The following is an 18,178-nucleotide window of genomic DNA, read 5'->3' as shown; positions in this document are numbered from 1 at the left end:
ATAAAAATTGAAATAATTTTATTATACGAAAAATGGTTTAGGCCTTAGACATACACCTAAGACCTAAACCTAATTCTCAAAACAGAAGTTAACTATTTAAGTTCAACCTCAGCTCCTGCTTCTTCTAAAGATTTTTTAAGCCCTTCAGCCTCTTCTCTAGTAACACCTTCTTTTACGTTACTTGGTGCACTATCAACTACATCTTTAGCTTCTTTCAAACCTAAACCTGTTAGTTCTTTTACCAATTTAACTACAGCTAATTTAGAAGCACCTGCTGCTTTCAATACAACTGTAAATTCTGTTTGAACATCTTCAGCAGCAGCTTCACCACCACCTGAAACTACTACAGCTGCAGCAGCTGGTTCGATTCCGTACTCATCTTTCAATATTGTTGCTAATTCGTTAACTTCTTTTACTGTAAGGTTAACCAATTGTTCTGCGAATTGTTTCAAATCTGCCATTTTTTCTATCGTTTTAAAATGATTTGTAAAATATAATTAATTTATTGTGCGCTTTTTAATTAATAAAAGCAGAGTTCAACCCTGATTTTATTATGCTTCCACTTCTTCTGAAGCCTCTTCGCTTTTCGCAAATTGGTTTAGCAGTGCAGAAATAACTCTTTGAGCTGGCGACTGAAGCAATCCGATGATTTCTCCAATAAGCTCTTCTTTAGATTTAATTGTTGCTAATGCATCTAATTGATCATCACCAATGTAAACCTCAGAATTGATAAAAGCTCCCTTTAAAACCGGCTTATCCGATTTTTTACGAAAATCTTTAATTATCTTTCCAGGTGCATTAGCAACATCTGAAATAAAGATCGCACTGTTACCACTCAATACAGAAGGTAAGTCACCATAATCATTATCAGAAGCTTCCATTGCTTTTGCAAGCAAAGTATTCTTAACAACTTCTAATTTAATACCTGCTTTGTAACAAGCCCTTCTCAAGTTTGAAGTAGTCTCTGCATTCATACCAGAAATATCAGATACATAAACTATGTTTGTACCGGCTAACTGTGCAGTTAAAACTTCAATCGCAATTGATTTTTCTTCTCTAGTCATACTAAAAATTTTTAACTACCAATTATACTGCTTTAGGATCCAATGCAATTGCAGGACTCATTGTGCTAGTTAGGTAAATACTCTTGATGTAAGTCCCTTTAGCCGCAGTTGGTTTAAGTTTGATTAATGTTTGAATAATTTCGTGAGCATTGTCAACAATTTGTTCAGCTCCAAAAGAAACTTTCCCAATTCCTGCATGCACAATACCAGTTTTATCAACTTTAAAATCGATTTTACCAGCTTTTACCTCTTGAACAGCTTTTGCAACATCCATAGTTACAGTACCTGTTTTAGGGTTAGGCATTAAACCTCTAGGTCCTAATATACGACCTAATGGACCTAATTTACCCATAACAGATGGCATCGTGATAATTACATCAACATCAGTCCAACCGTCTTTAATTTTTTGCAAATACTCGTCAAGACCTACATAATCAGCACCAGCTGCTAAAGCTTCCGCTTCTTTATCTGGAGTCACTAATGCAAGTACTTTAACATCTTTACCAGTTCCATGAGGTAACGTTACTACACCTCTAACCATTTGATTCGCTTTTCTTGGATCAACACCCAAACGCACTGCGATATCAACAGACTCATCAAATTTTGCAGAAGCAACTACTTTTATCAATGCCGCAGCATCTTTAAGAGAATATAGTTTATTCTTTTCAATTTTTGAAGCAGCCTCTTTTTGCTTTTTTGTCAATTTTGCCATGTCTTTTTCTTAATTAAAAAGGAGCGTCTCCTGATACAGTTATACCCATAGATCTAGCTGTTCCAGCAATCATGCTCATAGCAGAATTGATTGTGAATGCATTTAAATCTACCATTTTATCTTCGGCAATCACCTTGATAACATCCCAAGTAACGCTAGCTACTTTTTTACGATTTGGCTCACCAGATCCGGACTTTAGCTTTGCAGCTTCCATTAACTGGACTGCCGCAGGAGGAGTTTTTACGACAAAATCAAATGATTTGTCTTTATACACAGTAATTTGTACTGGGCATACTTTGCCGGCTTTATCCTGAGTTCTAGCATTAAATTGCTTACAGAACTCCATGATGTTCACACCAGCAGCTCCTAAAGCAGGTCCAATCGGTGGCGACGGGTTCGCAGCACCTCCCTTAACTTGTAGTTTAACTACCTTACTAATTTCTTTAGCCATTTTTTAAAAAATTTAACATCACAATCATTGGAAGCGATTGCAATGGATATTATAGATGTAACAAAAAATTATACTTTTTCAACTTGCATAAAACTCAACTCCAATGGTGTTTTTCTACCGAAAATCTTAACCATTACTTCTAGTTTACGCTTTTCATCATTAATTTTTTCAACAGTTCCATTGAAACCATTAAAAGGACCATCAACAACCTTAATAGTTTCCCCTATATTGAAAGGAATAGCGCGAGTATCAGTATTAACCGCTAGCTCATCTACTTTGCCTAACATTCTATTTACTTCTGATATTCTTAACGGAACAGGCTCGCCACCTTTAATTTCACCTAAGAAACCAATAACGCTTGTTATAGATTTAATAATATGAGGTATTTCTCCAACAAGATTTGCCTCAATCATTACATAACCAGGGAAATAAACCTTGTCTTTGATTATTTTTTTACCTTCTTTAACGGTAACGACTTTTTCAGTAGGTACTAGGACTTGAGAAACATAATCGGTCATCTCTAATCTTGCGATTTCGGTCTCGATGTATGATTTAACCTTATTCTCTTGTCCGCTCACCGCTCTAACTACGTACCATTTTTTTACATTACTATCTGCCATAACACAAAATTTAAGCTTTTATCCAGTTAAAAAATCCAGCTAAAGCTTTTGCAAAAATTTCATCAACTCCCCATGTTGCCAAGGCGAATAATACTGAAAATACGGCTACAACAATCGTTAAACGCTGCACCTCAGACCATTCTGGCCAAGTTACATTTGACTTTAATTCTTCAAATGCTTCCGATATGTAATTTACAACTTTTGTCATTGTGATTTGTTTTTTGCACGGGCGGAGGGATTCGAACCCCCATCAACGGTTTTGGAGACCGCTATTCTACCCTTGAACTACGCCCGTAATTAAAAACCAGTTATTTTTCAGTTAAGAAAATAACTGGTTTTATATTTTTTTAGGATACTATCCTACAATCTCAGTTACTTGACCAGCACCTACTGTTCTACCACCTTCACGGATAGCGAAACGTAAACCTACGCTCATTGCGATTGGGCTTAATAAAGATACATTGATAGTTAAGTTGTCTCCTGGCATTACCATTTCAACTCCTTCTGGTAAAGTAATAACTCCTGTTACGTCAGTAGTACGTACATAAAACTGTGGACGGTAGTTATTATGAAATGGTGTATGACGACCACCTTCTTCTTTTTTCAAGATGTAAACCTCAGCTTTAAAAGTAGCGTGTGGTTTTACTGAACCTGGCTTAATGATAACCATTCCTCTTTTGATAGATTCTTTATCAACACCACGCAACAATAATCCTACGTTATCTCCTGCTTCACCTCTATCAAGGATTTTACGGAACATCTCAACTCCTGTAATAGTAGAAGTTAATTTTTCAGCTCCCATACCAATGATCTCTACAGCATCTCCTGTATTAGCAATACCTGTTTCGATACGACCTGTGGCAACAGTTCCACGACCAGTAATTGTAAATACATCTTCAACTGGCATCAAGAAAGGCTTTGCAGTATCACGTATAGGCTCTTCAATCCATACATCAACAGCTGCCATCAATTCAATAATTTTTGGTACCCAAGCTGGATCACTGTTTAATCCTCCAAGAGCTGACCCTTGAATAACTGGACAATTATCTCCATCATATTCGTAGAAAGACAATAAGTCTCTAATTTCCATTTCAACAAGTTCCAATAATTCCTCGTCATCAACCATATCCACTTTATTCATGAATACAACCATTCTAGGAATACCAACCTGACGACCTAAAAGGATATGCTCACGTGTTTGTGGCATTGGCCCATCAGTTGCAGCTACCACAAGAATAGCACCATCCATTTGTGCAGCACCAGTAACCATGTTTTTTACATAATCCGCGTGACCTGGACAGTCAACGTGAGCGTAATGACGATTTGCTGTTTCATACTCAACGTGAGATGTATTAATTGTAATACCTCTTTCTTTTTCTTCAGGAGCATTATCAATTTGATCAAATGATTTTGCTTGACAGTAACCAGCATCAGATAATACTTTAGTTATCGCTGCAGTTAATGTAGTTTTTCCGTGATCCACGTGCCCAATTGTACCAATGTTTAAGTGGGGCTTGTTACGGTTAAAGGTTTCTTTTGCCATTTTACTTAATTTTTAATCTTGTTATATATTAATTTTTATTACCTACTTATTTGAGCCAACTACGGGAATTGAACCCGTGACCTCTTCCTTACCAAGGAAGCACTCTACCTCTGAGCTAAGTCGGCAGATGCCTCACCCTGACTCTCTCCAAATTAGAGGGAGAAGTAATGAAATCGTGGGGAGAGCAGGATTCGAACCTGCGAAGTTCACACAGCAGATTTACAGTCTGCCCTCGTTGGCCGCTTGAGTATCTCCCCATTTTTTTTAACATTCCAATAATTCAAATAACAAATCGCATTTGCAATATTGAGCCGGCGGAGGGACTCCCCTCGACTTCGCTCGGGATAAACTTCTCGTCCTTACAGATCCAAAGAAGAAAATCATTAGCGACACCTTTAATTTTTTTTGAGCCGGCGGAGGGACTCGAACCCACGACCTGCTGATTACAAATCAGCTGCTCTAGCCAACTGAGCTACGCTGGCAATTTCAATAAAAAAAGTCCGCTATTTCTAACGGACTGCAAATGTATAGATTTTATCTCTCAATCAAAACATTTTTTAAAAAAAATTAAATTAAATATGTGAACTAATTTTTTCTTTCCTTTTAACTAATAATCGCTCTAACGATTCAGAGGCAATTTCTATTGCTTCTTCAAAAGTTTTACATTGCTTTTTAACCACAAAATCGTCTCCGGGAACATTTATTTTTACCTCTACAATTTTATTTTCCTTTTCACTTATATTTTCAACTTTTAAAAACACATCAGCTGATACGACTTTGTCATAATATTTTTCAAGCTTATCTAATCTTTCTTGGACAAAATCTACTAGTTTTTTGTCAACCGTGAAATTAACCGCGTGGATACTTACTTTCATAATTTTAATGTTTAATTAATAATCCTTACAAAATCATTTCTTACCTCTTGGATGAGCATCTTTATAAACGCTTTTAAGTTCTGACAAGCTATTGTGTGTGTATACTTGAGTTGAAGCTAAACTAGAATGACCCAACAATTCCTTGACCGAATTTAAATCTGCTCCATTGTTTAACAAATGTGTTGCAAAAGTATGTCTTAAAATGTGCGGACTTTTTTTCACCTTCTGAGATATAGCACTAAAGTAAGAATTTATTAATCGATACACTAAAGATTCATTCAATTTTAATCCTTTTTTTGTCAGCAAAAAATAATCACTATCAACTATAATTATTAGAGATTCCCTTTGCCTCAAATAAAGTTGAAACTGATCGATAATTATTGGTAAAACCGGAAGAATACGTTCTTTATTTCGCTTACCTAACACTTTTATGGTATTACTTGTTAGGTCAATATTTTTTAACTTTAGGCTAATTAATTCCGCCCGCCTTATTCCCGTGGTGTATAATAAATCAATTATTAGTTTGTTTCGTACTTCTTCAAAACCAACTGTTTGCTGCATTTGATCCAGAACAGCATTAATCTCTTTTTCAGAAAAAGGAATCTGGATGATTTTTGAAACTTTGAGTGCTTTGTGTTTTAATAGTGGACTAACTTCTATTTCTTTTATTTTTAGTAAAAATCGAAAAAAAGCTTTTAACGAAGCTACCTTCCTATTGACAGATACTGCAGAGACCTCTTTATCAACTAATGAAACTATCCAAGCTCTAATTTGACTATAATGAACTTGATCTATATTTTCCTGATCAAAATGTATTTTATTGAATGTTTTAAAAGAGCAGAGATCATCACAATAAGCCTTTATGGTATGTGGAGAATATTTTTTCTCGAACTCGAGATAATTGCGGAAAGAATCTAAATTTGTACGCATAAAAAAACCGTTAGCATCAAATTTATAAATTTTTGATGACTAACGATATTTTATTTAATGGAATCGACTAACTTTCTAAGTTATCTCTCATATTTTGGATATAAGCCGCTTTTTGAATTTTGATTCTATTGGTAACTGAAGGCTTTATAAAAGCAGTACGTGCTCTTAATTGACGTACAGTTCCTGTTTTATCAAATTTTCTTTTGTAACGTTTTAACGCTCTATCGATATTTTCTCCGTCTTTAATTGGTATAATTAACATAATATAGACACCCCCTTTCTTTAAGTGTGCAAAAGTAGAATAATAAAACGAACTAACAAGGATTTGTGTATTTTTAATTATTTTTACACCAAATCTAAAAATCTATGTGGTTTATTATTATTTCAACTCTATTATTAATTGCAAGTTTACTACCCTACTTACCGCTTTCACATTGGTTTTATAGATTTTTTGAATTTGCCAAAATTCAAATATTCCTATTGCAATTGATACTACTAATAAGTAGTATTATTTTCTTAGTAAACTTCTCGATTTCAATTCGATCGCTACAATTTTTAACAGCCGTTAGTATAATTATTCATGCTGCGATGCTTTTTAAATACACTCGCTTTTATGTATCAATCAAGAAAGAACAGGGCGAATCATCATCGAAGACTATTTCTGTATTATCGGCTAACGTATATCAGGACAATAAGCAATATGATGCGTTTTTAAAACTAGTAAATCAAAACGATCCCGATATTATTTTAACGATGGAGTCTGATGAAAGTTGGGAAAAAGCACTCAGTGTATTAGACGCAAGTTATAAATATAGCGTCAAAGTAAGTCTTGATAATACTTATGGTATGCACTTGTATTCTAAGTTAGAAATATTACATCATTCAATACATTATTTTGTCGCTGATGATTTACCAAGTATAGAAGCAAAAATTGCGACGCATGACAATTATAATTTTACTTTTTTTGCTGTTCATCCACCGCCACCTAGTCCTACCGAGGAGGAAAATGCCAAAGAACGCGATGGTGAACTTTTGAGCATTGCTAAAAAAATAAAAGAAAATGCTGATACTTGTGTTGTACTAGGAGATTTTAATAATGTGGCATGGGCTAAATCATCTATCTTATTTAGAAAAACAAGTGAGACAATTGATGGCAGAATTGGGCGAGGCTTTATCTCGACTTTTCATACTAAGTATTGGTTTTTGAGATTTCCAATTGATTTAATGTTTCATACTCCTGATGTATTTGTTGAGGATTTGAAAAGCCTTGGGTATTTTGGTTCTGATCATTTTCCAATTTGCGCTAAATTTTTTATAAATAGAAAGACAGCAAAACAGGAACATTTAGTAAATGAATTAGAAGATGAAGAACGCGAAACAGTACACGAAATAATTCAAGAAGGTATAAATGAAAAAAGCGACAATCGGGATTGAATGTCGCTTTTTCATTTAAAATTTAATTATGCTTTTAAAAATCTTGTAAATAATTTAAATTACCGTATCCGTTAATTAGACAAAAATAGCAGCAACGATTAAAGTAACAAAAATTTCCGTTGACCACCATTATGTTTTATAACTGATATTTCTTAATTAACAGCAGGCTCATAATTTTTGTTATCGATTATCATTTTTGACAAAATCTCTTTCAAGATTTCAGATGTTCCACCACCTATTGGCCCTAAACGACTATCTCTTAATAAACGAGCTAATGGATATTCCTCCATATAACCGTAACCTCCTAGCATTTGCAAGCAACTATAAATTGTCTCATCAGCAACTTTAGTCGATTTCAATTTGGCCATTGTCGCCTCCTTAACTACATACTCACCTTTGTCAAGTCGCGCAGCAGCGGCATAATTAAATACTTTGCAGTGCTCAACATCTGTTGCGTGTTCTACAATTTTATGACGTAACGCTTGAAACTTATCTATTTTTTTTCCAAAAGCCTCTCGTTGTGACATATATTCAATCGTATAATCAATCGCATACTCGGCTCTAGCGTGACCATTTATAGCCATTATTAGTCGCTCCGATGCAAAGTGTTGCATGATATAAGGAAAACCTTTTCCTTCTTCACCCATCAAATTTTCCACTGGAATCTCTACGTTATCAAATGCAATTTCTGCGGTATCCGAAGCTCTCCAACCTAATTTATCTAATTTGGTTGCTGAAATTCCGCGTGTTGTTGTATCCACTAGAAAAATACTAATTCCTTTATTTCCTTGACTTGGATCTGTTTTTGCAGCTACAATATAATAATCAGCATAAACACCGTTTGTGATAAACGTTTTGGAACCATTGATGATGTACTTATTCCCGTTTTTTACTGCGGTAGTGCGCATACCTGCAACGTCACTGCCTCCAAACGGTTCCGTAATACACAAAGCACCAATTTTTTCACCAGCAATACTTGGTACTAAATAATCTTGTTTAATTCTTTCATCACCTTCGGCATTTAAATGTGTCATTGCAAGATAAGCGTGAGCCCACATCGCAGCAGCAAAACCTGAGGACTTGATTTTTTGAAGTTCTTCAAGAAAAATAACGGTATAAAATAAATCTAAATTTAAACCACCGTAAGCTTCAGGGTATGATATTCCGAAGAAACCCATTTCTCCAAACTTTTTCCATATAAAACGCTCGATTGTTCCCGTTTTCTCCCATTTCTCAATATGAGGAACAACTTCTTTTTGTAGAAATTCTTTTAAACTCTTTCTAAATAATTGGTGCTCTTCTGTGAAATAAATTGATTCCATATAACTTTTATCTTTTTTTTTAATTAATTAAACTGACAAATAAACAAAGCACTTACTTTGTATCTCCAAATCACTTTTTTGTTTTACAATTTAACCTTAATAGTTCCCGTTTCTGAACCTCTATTTTAAGGTGTTTTAGAAGTTCTCATCATAACATATTATGAACTTCTAAATAAAGACCAAATATAATGTAATTATTTTCGCTTTATCAACAGGAAAGCCCTTAATTTTTGTTAAATCCTCAATATTTTTAAAATCTCCATTCATGCTTCTTTGGGTAATGATTTCTTTGGCTAGTGCATATCGAAAGTAATAGAATTGCGAAAGTTCTTTTAACGAAGCGTTATTGATATCAATTTTTTTTATGTTAGGAACTGTTATAACTTTAAATTGTCTGTGTAAACTTTCAATTACTTCTGGTGACAAACCCCAAATATCCTGCATTTGTTCCATCGAAATAAACCCTCCTAAAATTTCCTTTTGCTTTAAAATTCTCATCGAGATTGCATCTCCAATTCCGTAAACTTTGATTAAATCTTCTTTAGTAGCCGAATTAATGTCAAGTATAATAATCTTTTCTTTTTTGGCAAAAGCCTTATCATTAAAATTTTCGAATTTCTTAATCTGCTTTTTATTTTTGACCCATTCAGGAAATTTAAAAAACGGCTGCATTGTCTTTAATAATGAATCTGAAACTTTCGTGATCATCTGAAATTCTTCAGCGGAGTTTAGATACTTATTCGTTTTACGAAATTCTAATAATCTATCGATTTCTGCAACTGACATACCTAATTTATAACCTTTATAATCTGTAATGAAATTTGGATTGAATGCATAGCTCTTTGTTGCCTTGTTTTTATTGATACTTTTCATTGAATCTATTTCAACTTGAAGTGCTATCCATTTTTGTTTTTCAGGATCGTTGTTTGGAGAACTAGAAAAATCGCTGAAAAAATAAACACATTGAAGAGTAAGTATTATCAGAAAAAGTAAAAATATGCCTTTTCGTTGCTCTTTTGAAAATCTAAAATAGCTTTGTATCGATTTAAAACTCATTTGCTTTAATTGGGATTACTTATTAAAACGGATGCCTAAATTTATAAATTAAAAAAAGAAAGTTCGTCGTATCTGATAAAAATTTGCGGATGCGCAAAAATTTTTTAGACAACAACTTAAATTTCGGTTTGACAAAGCAAATTAAATCTTCTTAATTGCAGAATTAATCGATCTACCTGATAATAATTTAGCTAATATGACTTAAATCGCTAATTATTATTTGTATTTTTTTTAAAAAAGAATACATTTGAAACTTAATAACAAATAAAACCATTTTAACCATGTCGATTTGGAAAACTAAGCCCCTTTCAGTGTTGCTTAATGAAGCATCAGAATCTGAAAAAGGATTAAAAAGAACTCTATCTTCACGTTCGCTAGTAGCACTTGGAGTTGGAGCAATTATTGGAGCAGGATTATTTTCTTTAACAGGAATCGCGGCGGCAGAGCATGCAGGTCCCGCAGTAACATTATCTTTTGTATTAGCTGCAGTGGGTTGTGCATTTGCAGGTCTTTGTTATGCTGAATTTGCGTCGATGATACCTGTAGCAGGAAGCGCATATACTTATTCTTACGCCACTATGGGAGAATTTATGGCATGGATCATAGGCTGGGATTTAGTACTTGAATATGCATTAGGAGCCGCTACCGTTGGCGTAAGTTGGTCGCGCTACTTATTAGAATTATTAAATAAATACGGTATTAATCTTAACCCTCATTTCATTTGTTCGCCCTGGGAAACTTTAACTTTAGGTGATGGAACAGTGATAAACGGCGGATATATTAACTTGCCAGCAATATTAATAGTTTCGTCTCTATCTTTATTACTAATACGCGGCACTCAAGAGTCTGCATCGATTAACAATGTGCTTGTAGTAGTAAAAGTTATCGTTGTAATTATGTTTATTGTTTTGGGATGGGACTTTATAGATCCTGCTAATTATGCACCCTACATTCCTGAAAACACTGGTGTGAAAGGTCAATTTGGATGGTCAGGAATTGCAGCAGGCGCCGGAACGGTCTTTTTTGCTTTTATTGGTTTTGATGCTGTTTCAACTGCTGCACAAGAAGCTAAGAATCCTCAAAAAGGAATGCCAATTGGTATTTTAGGATCATTAGTGATTTGTACGATTCTATATGTTTTATTTGCTCATGTAATGACTGGTCTTGTCCCTTTTTATCAGTTTGCAGGTGACGCGAAACCAGCAGCTACAGCATTTGCTGTAACTGGATATTCCTTTTTACAAACGGGATTAATTATTGCAATTTTAGCTGGATATACGTCTGTAATGCTAGTGATGTTAATGGGACAGAGTCGTGTTTTTTACACCATGAGTAAAGATGGGCTTTTACCATCCTTTTTTGGTGATATTCATGCAAAATTCCGGACCCCTTGGAAAACTAATTTATTCTTCATGGTATTTGTAAGCCTTTTTGCTGGTTTTGTACCAGTGAGTGATTTAGGTCACATGGTCAGTATAGGAACATTATTAGCTTTCGTATTGGTTTGTGCTGGTATACTTGTAATGCGCAAAAAAATGCCCGATGCGCCACGATCATTCAAAACACCTTTTGTTCCTTACGTTCCTATTGCTGGAATTTTAGTTTGCTTATATCTGATGTATTCACTTCCTTACGAAAGCTGGATTAGATTAGCGGTATGGATGGGATTGGGAGTTTTAATATATTTTGTTTACAGTAAAAATCACAGTAAACTAAATAATCCAGATAAATAAAATAATAATTTATTTAAAAAAGGGATTAGAAAGTAACAACTTTCTAATCCCTTTTTTTTGATTCGTATACAAAACCAAAATAGTTCTACCCTTAAAATACTCTATCACTGATACCATTTATGTTTTTAATTTACTGTGAAAAAGAATTGAAATTTGTCCGGTTGAGCACGTCATCATGATTGTAATGAAGCACGAAACGTTGTTTAAAAGTTGTTCGTAATCTCGACTGCGCTGGATTTGACAAAAACAGGACGGTAATTTCAAAGACTAATTGGTATAAAGTCTATGATGAGAAGAATGTAACAAAACTTATTTGTTCTTTAAATTTCTTGTGTGGTTTAAGAGATAGCATCATTTTGTTCTATCACTTACTTTGAAATTGTGAATGTTATATTTACCAAAAGTACCTGCGTTAAGGGTTGTAGTGGAAATCCTTTTTATGCGTAGGAACGGAGCATAAAAAGATTACTTCATTATGGTTTTATTTTAATTTTGGTATTCAGTGAATTTCATTTGTAGCGGAAAACCTGACCTTGTTGCTAGTAGGATCTTGAATTTTCCTGAAAAGTTTGTAACAAGGAAACGCCCAAATAAAAAGCCCGTTCATTATAAACAGAACAAACGGGTTTTTAATGTTAATTTAACCGAACAAGACAGCTAATACCATTTATGATTTGAATATACTGTGAAAAAGAATTGAAATTTGTCAGGTTAAGCACTTCATTATGATTGTAATGAAGCACGCAACGTTGTTTAAAAATCGGTAGTAATTTCGACTGCGCTCGATTTGACAAAAATAGGACGAATTACAATTGATAAAAATAAGTTGAAGAAAAACGGTATTAAAATAGAATTTAAGAACCAGAATAGACGTTTGACAAGTTGCTACGAATAAAGAAATATCTTCGAGGGATTACTTAGGATCTACTATTTCACCTACATTATATGTCAAAAACCGAGGTTCGCTTTGCACGAATTAAATCCTTTAATCGAATCCAGAAAGCAAGTGTTAGATAGACTCCAAAACCCAATCCAGCTGTAACAAACGAAATATAGATAAAAAACAGACGAACGCTACTCGCTCGCATTCCTAGCGCATCAGCTAAACGAGAAGAAACATGAAAACCATGTTTTTCTAAAAAGAATTTAAGTTTTACTATCGCAGTCATTAATTTAGGTCTTGTTGGTTTTGAATTATAGATTATTGACAAGAAATTTTGATTTAAGTCAATCGTAAAATTACAAAATTATTTGATTGTAACTTTTGAAAATCGAATTTTAAGCGGAATTCCGTCTGGATATCTAAATCTAGATTTGAATTTTATTCACTTTTCAGTAATTCGACCCCTATCGCGCATTCGAGACACCTACTCTTATTACAGTACTCGTTTTTAAGTTGTAGTAGCGATTGTGTTTCAAATGCATTATTTACCGCTATTCCAAAAGAACTAAATTTATCTATAATAGCATTTTTCTCTGGCTTTATATCATCCAACAAAAGGATTAGATCTTCTGCGATTTCTTTTCCTATACTTTTTGCGTAAGCAAATTGTAATGGAATTATCGTGTTTATGATGATCAAATCGATAAAGGATTTGGAGAGTATTTTCTTTTTATTAGGGCTTTGTTTATCAAATTGATAGTGGTCTTGCCAATAATCCGATGTGGCTACTTGGAACAAATCATAACTACTATTCGCCGTAGTTAAACTATTGATTTTTGAGAATAAATTTTGTTGTGTGTGATACAAATTTGCAAATTGAGACAAGCGGATTGTTGGAAAATTATCCGGTCTGTGTTTAAAAAATTGCACTGGCGCTATAAATACTTTGTCAATTTGGTGTTTATGCAATAAATAGAAGTATCTAAAATTCAAATTTTTATAATAGTTATCCTCTTTTTCAACTTCTAATAAGCCAGCCATTCCTAGTAATAAAGCTTCTAAATTTTCAACTTCAAAACTTTCTTTTCTAATGATTGAAAAAGGAATCGACTGCGCAATTTTCATGAAAATTTCACCATTTGTATTCAGTCCAAAATTTCGGGCCAACAATATAAATAAGACCGCTTCCCAGTCGGAATTTGTTTGTTGTAATAACTCAAATATCGGTTTGGATTTGCGTTCTAATCGTTCAAAAAAAAGACGTTCTTGCCAATTTTTCAAAATAAATTTATCAATATGTTCTAATTGCTTTTCACAAAAAATCCAAGATTTCGGATTAATTAATGATTGATAATTTAAAACAATATCGTGGGAGACGTGGTTTTTAAGTTCTAAAACTGGAATCTCGGTATTATCGCTTCTAAAAACCGCCGCATCATTTTCCCAGACAACATGTAAAATTACATTTTCATAGCCCGAATCAATCTCGTGATGATGTGCGTACCAATCGGAAGATTTGATATGAATTTCTACATTACCAGCCCATTTTTGAGTACCAATCGTGATTTGTGCATTAAAAAAATCAGGGCCTGCCAACTCTAAATATTGTCCAACATTAATTATTGTGATTTCTTCATCATTTGAAGTTGTTAAGTTTGAGGCATTAAACTTTTTAAATTTCCATATATAATGAAGAAAATCTTCTTTCATAGTACTCGTATTAGATTGAATACTAAGGTAATAAAATAATTAAATAATCATTAGCTGTTTGACAAAGAAAAAAAAACATAAAAAAACCCGCAAGAAATAAATTTCAAACGGGTAATTATAAATCTTATTTTATTATTTACTTTATCGAACCAATAATATCATACTTTGTAATAATGTGATGTTTCCCATTTTCTAATTCAACTAATACTGCGGCGTTATCTTTGTTGAATAATTTAGAAACTTCTTCTATCGCAGTTCCGTGTTTCACTATTGGAAATGGTTTTCCCATAATTTCTTTAATGGGTTTATCAGCAACATCTTTATTAGCAACATAACTCTGAAATAAGTCGCTTTCATCTACAGAACCCACAAACCCTGAAATATCTACCACTGGTATTTGAGATATTTTATACTTACGCATACGTTCTATTGCATGTGAAACTAGTTCTTCTGTTCGCACCACAATTAAGGACTTATTTAAATGATCCTTTATTACATCTTCCGCTTTTGTAACTTCTTCATCGAGAAAACCACGTTCGCGCATCCAATCATCGTTAAACATTTTACCTACGTAGCGACTACCAGAATCGTGAAATAAAACAACTATAACATCTGTAGGTTTAAAATGTTCTTTAAGTTGGAGCAATCCCTTTACAGCAGCTCCAGCGGAGTTCCCCACAAAAATACCTTCTTCTAATGCAATTCTTCTAGTGTAAACAGCGGCATCCTTATCTGTTACTTTGGTAAATCCATCAATTAGTGAAAAGTCCACATTTTTTGGTAAAATATCTTCACCTATACCCTCCGTTATGTAAGAATAGATTTCATTTTCATCAAAGATACCTGTCTCATGATATTTCTTAAATACCGAACCATAAGTGTCGATACCCCATATTTTAATATTTGGATTTCTTTCCTTCAAATATTTTGCCACACCAGATATCGTTCCACCCGTTCCCACGCCAACAATAAAGTGCGTGATTTTACCGTCTGTTTGTTCCCAAATTTCGGGAGCGGTTTGCTCGTAATGTGCTATGGCATTCGAGGGATTATCATATTGGTTAACATACCAAGAATTCGGAGTTTCCTCAGCCAGTCTTCTAGAAACTGAATAGTACGATCTCGGGTCAGTTGGTTCAACATCAGTAGGACAAACTACTACTTTAGCTCCTACGGCGCGAAGAATATCCATTTTTTCTTTGGATTGCTTATCTGATATAACACATACCAACTTGTATCCACGAACTATGGCTACTAAAGCTAATCCCATTCCAGTATTTCCCGATGTTCCTTCAATTATTGTTCCGCCTGGTTTTAAACGACCATCAGCCTCAGCATCTTCAATCATTTTTACCGCCATACGGTCTTTTACAGAATTTCCTGGATTAAAAGTTTCTACTTTCGCTAAAACAAGAGCATCAATTTCTGCTGTAATTTTATTAAGTTTTACCATTGGTGTATTACCAATTGTTCCTAATATATTTTCTGCGTATTGCATTTGATTATATTTTTTGATTGTAAATTGTAGTAAATATTTTTGCAAAGATACTATTTTGTCACAAAACAATCTCCGCAATCTATTTATCTGTATAGGTTCAAAATAATTGCAAGGTGCCATGTTTTAAATTCAATGAAATCACGATCATCTTTAAGTAGTGCGTTATCTCGTTCCTGAGCGGCGGCTAAAGGGCTCGATTTGACAAAAATAAAACGGTATTTTCAATGACCAAATGGTGTAATTGTAACTTTAGTTGAAGAAATTCCATATCAAACCAAAACGAATTGTAAAATCACGGGCTGGATTAGTAGGTGAAGCATAGAAATTGTTTCCTGTAATGGAAGAATTAAAATGTTCTACCTTGAAATAAATTCTAGTTCTTTGAATTTTTGCATTAACAAAAAAGTCTAAGTTGGGATAATTTCCAATTTGCTTTCGATTTTGCACAAAAAATTCACCAATAACGGGATTATAATCATTAGCAAAATAGTTTGAAAAATAATTTAGAGTAAAACCTGTTTGTAAAAACAAAGCTTTTTTAAACAAGAATGTTGTGTAATAAAAGGTATTTCTTGTAACAATTTCGGGAACGTTTAAAATTGCTTCGGATTGCTCTGTTTTTTGGTATAAGATGGTATTATTCAATGCAAATTCTCCAAATTGAAATTCTCTACTCGCTTTAATAGATAAATAATTTATTGTACCATCAAATTGCTTTGGCGCTATAATTTGAATTCGCTCTATTGCCTGAGTGGGCGTGGACACATCATCAAAATACAAATGATCTTGCAGCACTGACAATTGCACTTCGGCATTTACCCACGGTGTTGTGGCTTGCGCTTTAAGAACATTAATTTTTTCATTTTTATAATTATTCGACCAGTTGTACTGCACAAAGCTACTTTGATGTAAATTGAAATTATTATTAGGTAGTTTATTAATATTTTGATATTGAAAAGCGAGCTGAATCTCATCGCTCAACTCATACTTTAACTTTGCATCGAGATTAGATAACGACTGCGCTGTCACTGATCTGGAATACAAAAACGTTCCGTTCCACTTATTACGACGGTATTCGTATTGGCCACCCGCACTATTGATGTTTTGACTAAATGAACTCGGAATAATTCCTTGGTTGTCAAATATCAAAATTCTCGAATAGTAAAAATTAGATCTAAAATCTTCAACGAAGAAATGAAATTTGCCTAACGTTGTATTTTCGTAAGTAGCACCTACTCGATTGTACATTTTGTTAAAACGAGTTTGGTCATTAATCTCAGCAGCTAGAAAAGAATCGCCAAAACGAGAAACTGTTTGATCGCCTATTGTTGATAACAAAGTTCTCTGATTGTATTCAAAAAATTTATTCTCGTAATTAAATTGATGATTGACATATAAATTATTAGCACCTTTTTTAGCATTCACTCTAAAATTATGGTCTAAAAAAATTCTTTTCCCTTTTAGGAAAGATTTTGCATCATTTAGAAAAACTTCAAATCGTTGTCGGTTATTAAAGTTTGGATCTTCGCTTTCAAAATCATCAGTTGTTGTAATTCCTCCGTTTTCACTATTCAATATATCCTGAAAAGTGTAATGTGCATTGAGATAATACCTTTTGTTTTTTGTATTATAACTAGTAGTAAATCTAAAATTACCGGTGCTGGCTAATTGATTTATATATTCTCCTTCAGATCGCAATCCTCTGTACGCAATTGAAAAGTTTAAATTCTGCGATGTATTTAAAGTTATAAGCGCATCGACAGACTGTCCTTTACGTATGGTGCTTTTAAAATAGAGTTCAGTAACAGGAGTTGCCACCGAAAAATACTTAATTTGATTAGCTTCTAGAAAGTTAAAATGTTTTGCTTTAAATCCAAACTCTGGATAAGGAGAAATATCAGCTAAGTTATATTGTAGCGTATTATAAGTTTGTCCATCATTAGCAAATGGCAATAGTCCAAAAATATCTTTACGCAAATAATTATGGCTGTATTCTTTTTGAATAGTAAGCGAGGTATCAATGTACGTGGTGTCTCTATCTATGGTAATTACTCTGTAAAGATCAATAGAGGCGACCTTAGTTTTTGTTGTATCATTTTGACTTTGATTTTTTAGGCTACTAGTACTTTCCTTTGTATCCTTAGTTTGAGACAACAATATCGTAGGTACAGCCAAAAATAATAAATAAAAGAAAATCCTCATTTGATAAAGCTATGGTTAAGTCGCCATAAACACATCCATGACAATGCAAAGGTAAATTAATATAGCAGTAAATAAAAAAACCGTCTAAAATAAATTTTAGACGGTAATAATTAAATATTATGATTTAGTAATTATCGATAAAATG

Annotated in this window: 18 protein-coding genes and 4 tRNA genes; 2 read left to right on the top strand and 20 right to left on the bottom strand. The window is 33.6% G+C overall.

The window, feature by feature from the left end; all coding sequences use genetic code 11:
• Positions 1–92: 92 nt before the first annotated feature.
• The 14 genes from rplL to rpsU form a co-directional block, all read right to left on the bottom strand.
• Positions 93–461, bottom strand: a complete 369-nt coding sequence (rplL, locus tag BUB42_RS08405) for a 50S ribosomal protein L7/L12 (RefSeq protein ID WP_073019100.1) — start codon at positions 459–461, stop codon at positions 93–95.
• A gap of 90 nt (positions 462–551) precedes the next feature.
• Positions 552–1,064, bottom strand: coding sequence for a 50S ribosomal protein L10 (rplJ, locus tag BUB42_RS08400; protein ID WP_073019098.1), 513 nt, complete (start codon positions 1,062–1,064; stop codon positions 552–554).
• A 22-nt stretch (positions 1,065–1,086) separates the two neighbouring features.
• Entirely contained in the window at positions 1,087–1,776 is a 690-nt protein-coding gene (gene rplA, locus BUB42_RS08395) for a 50S ribosomal protein L1 (RefSeq protein WP_073019097.1), read from the bottom strand.
• Between the two features lie 13 nt (positions 1,777–1,789).
• Positions 1,790–2,227: a 50S ribosomal protein L11 gene (gene rplK / locus BUB42_RS08390; RefSeq protein WP_073019095.1), complete on the bottom strand. Its 438-nt coding sequence runs from the start codon at positions 2,225–2,227 to the stop codon at positions 1,790–1,792.
• Positions 2,228–2,295: 68 nt separating this feature from the next.
• On the bottom strand, positions 2,296–2,847 hold the full coding sequence (gene nusG, locus BUB42_RS08385) for a transcription termination/antitermination protein NusG (protein WP_073019093.1): 552 nt from the start codon (positions 2,845–2,847) through the stop codon (positions 2,296–2,298).
• Positions 2,848–2,857: 10 nt separating this feature from the next.
• A complete protein-coding gene (gene secE / locus BUB42_RS08380; RefSeq protein ID WP_073019091.1) occupies positions 2,858–3,055 on the bottom strand; it encodes a preprotein translocase subunit SecE in 198 nt (65 codons plus the stop codon).
• A 16-nt stretch (positions 3,056–3,071) separates the two neighbouring features.
• A tRNA-Trp gene (locus tag BUB42_RS08375) sits at positions 3,072–3,142 on the bottom strand.
• 60 nt (positions 3,143–3,202) lie between these two features.
• Entirely contained in the window at positions 3,203–4,390 is a 1,188-nt protein-coding gene (tuf, locus tag BUB42_RS08370) for an elongation factor Tu (protein ID WP_073019089.1), read from the bottom strand.
• A gap of 53 nt (positions 4,391–4,443) precedes the next feature.
• Positions 4,444–4,515, bottom strand: a tRNA-Thr gene (locus BUB42_RS08365).
• Between the two features lie 51 nt (positions 4,516–4,566).
• Positions 4,567–4,647, bottom strand: a tRNA-Tyr gene (locus BUB42_RS08360).
• Positions 4,648–4,798: 151 nt separating this feature from the next.
• Positions 4,799–4,872, bottom strand: a tRNA-Thr gene (locus BUB42_RS08355).
• Between the two features lie 90 nt (positions 4,873–4,962).
• A complete protein-coding gene (gene hpf, locus BUB42_RS08350; RefSeq protein ID WP_073019087.1) occupies positions 4,963–5,265 on the bottom strand; it encodes a ribosome hibernation-promoting factor, HPF/YfiA family in 303 nt (100 codons plus the stop codon).
• Between the two features lie 33 nt (positions 5,266–5,298).
• A complete protein-coding gene (locus BUB42_RS08345) occupies positions 5,299–6,195 on the bottom strand; it encodes a tyrosine-type recombinase/integrase (protein ID WP_073019085.1) in 897 nt (298 codons plus the stop codon).
• Between the two features lie 67 nt (positions 6,196–6,262).
• Positions 6,263–6,457 (bottom strand): 30S ribosomal protein S21, encoded by a 195-nt coding sequence (gene rpsU, locus BUB42_RS08340; RefSeq protein ID WP_035670421.1) that lies wholly within the window; start codon positions 6,455–6,457, stop codon positions 6,263–6,265.
• Between the two features lie 104 nt (positions 6,458–6,561).
• Here rpsU and BUB42_RS08335 point away from each other — a divergent pair, with 104 nt between their 5' ends.
• The gene (locus BUB42_RS08335) at positions 6,562–7,629 is read left to right on the top strand and encodes an endonuclease/exonuclease/phosphatase family protein (RefSeq protein ID WP_073019083.1); all 1,068 of its coding nucleotides are present in this window, start codon (positions 6,562–6,564) and stop codon (positions 7,627–7,629) included.
• A 152-nt stretch (positions 7,630–7,781) separates the two neighbouring features.
• Here BUB42_RS08335 and BUB42_RS08330 read toward each other — a convergent pair whose 3' ends face one another.
• A complete protein-coding gene (locus BUB42_RS08330) occupies positions 7,782–8,951 on the bottom strand; it encodes an acyl-CoA dehydrogenase family protein (RefSeq protein WP_073019081.1) in 1,170 nt (389 codons plus the stop codon).
• A 168-nt stretch (positions 8,952–9,119) separates the two neighbouring features.
• A complete protein-coding gene (locus tag BUB42_RS08325) occupies positions 9,120–10,007 on the bottom strand; it encodes a ComEA family DNA-binding protein (RefSeq protein ID WP_073019080.1) in 888 nt (295 codons plus the stop codon).
• Positions 10,008–10,288: 281 nt separating this feature from the next.
• Here BUB42_RS08325 and BUB42_RS08320 point away from each other — a divergent pair, with 281 nt between their 5' ends.
• On the top strand, positions 10,289–11,740 hold the full coding sequence (locus BUB42_RS08320; protein ID WP_073019078.1) for an amino acid permease: 1,452 nt from the start codon (positions 10,289–10,291) through the stop codon (positions 11,738–11,740).
• A 941-nt stretch (positions 11,741–12,681) separates the two neighbouring features.
• Here BUB42_RS08320 and BUB42_RS08315 read toward each other — a convergent pair.
• From BUB42_RS08315 to BUB42_RS08300, 4 genes are all read right to left on the bottom strand, one after another.
• Positions 12,682–12,909, bottom strand: coding sequence for a PspC family transcriptional regulator (locus BUB42_RS08315; RefSeq protein ID WP_073019144.1), 228 nt, complete (start codon positions 12,907–12,909; stop codon positions 12,682–12,684).
• 152 nt (positions 12,910–13,061) lie between these two features.
• The gene (locus BUB42_RS08310) at positions 13,062–14,333 is read right to left on the bottom strand and encodes a DUF2851 family protein (RefSeq protein ID WP_073019076.1); all 1,272 of its coding nucleotides are present in this window, start codon (positions 14,331–14,333) and stop codon (positions 13,062–13,064) included.
• 136 nt (positions 14,334–14,469) lie between these two features.
• The gene (locus tag BUB42_RS08305; RefSeq protein WP_073019143.1) at positions 14,470–15,831 is read right to left on the bottom strand and encodes a pyridoxal-phosphate dependent enzyme; all 1,362 of its coding nucleotides are present in this window, start codon (positions 15,829–15,831) and stop codon (positions 14,470–14,472) included.
• A gap of 249 nt (positions 15,832–16,080) precedes the next feature.
• Positions 16,081–18,033 (bottom strand): putative porin, encoded by a 1,953-nt coding sequence (locus BUB42_RS08300; RefSeq protein ID WP_073019074.1) that lies wholly within the window; start codon positions 18,031–18,033, stop codon positions 16,081–16,083.
• Positions 18,034–18,178 lie beyond the last annotated feature (145 nt).

Source organism: Flavobacterium micromati, from assembly GCF_900129585.1.
Taxonomy (GTDB): Bacteria; Bacteroidota; Bacteroidia; order Flavobacteriales; family Flavobacteriaceae; genus Flavobacterium; species Flavobacterium micromati.
The sequence above is the reverse complement of the archived record's forward strand: the minus strand, read 5'-3'. Positions and strand labels throughout refer to the sequence as shown.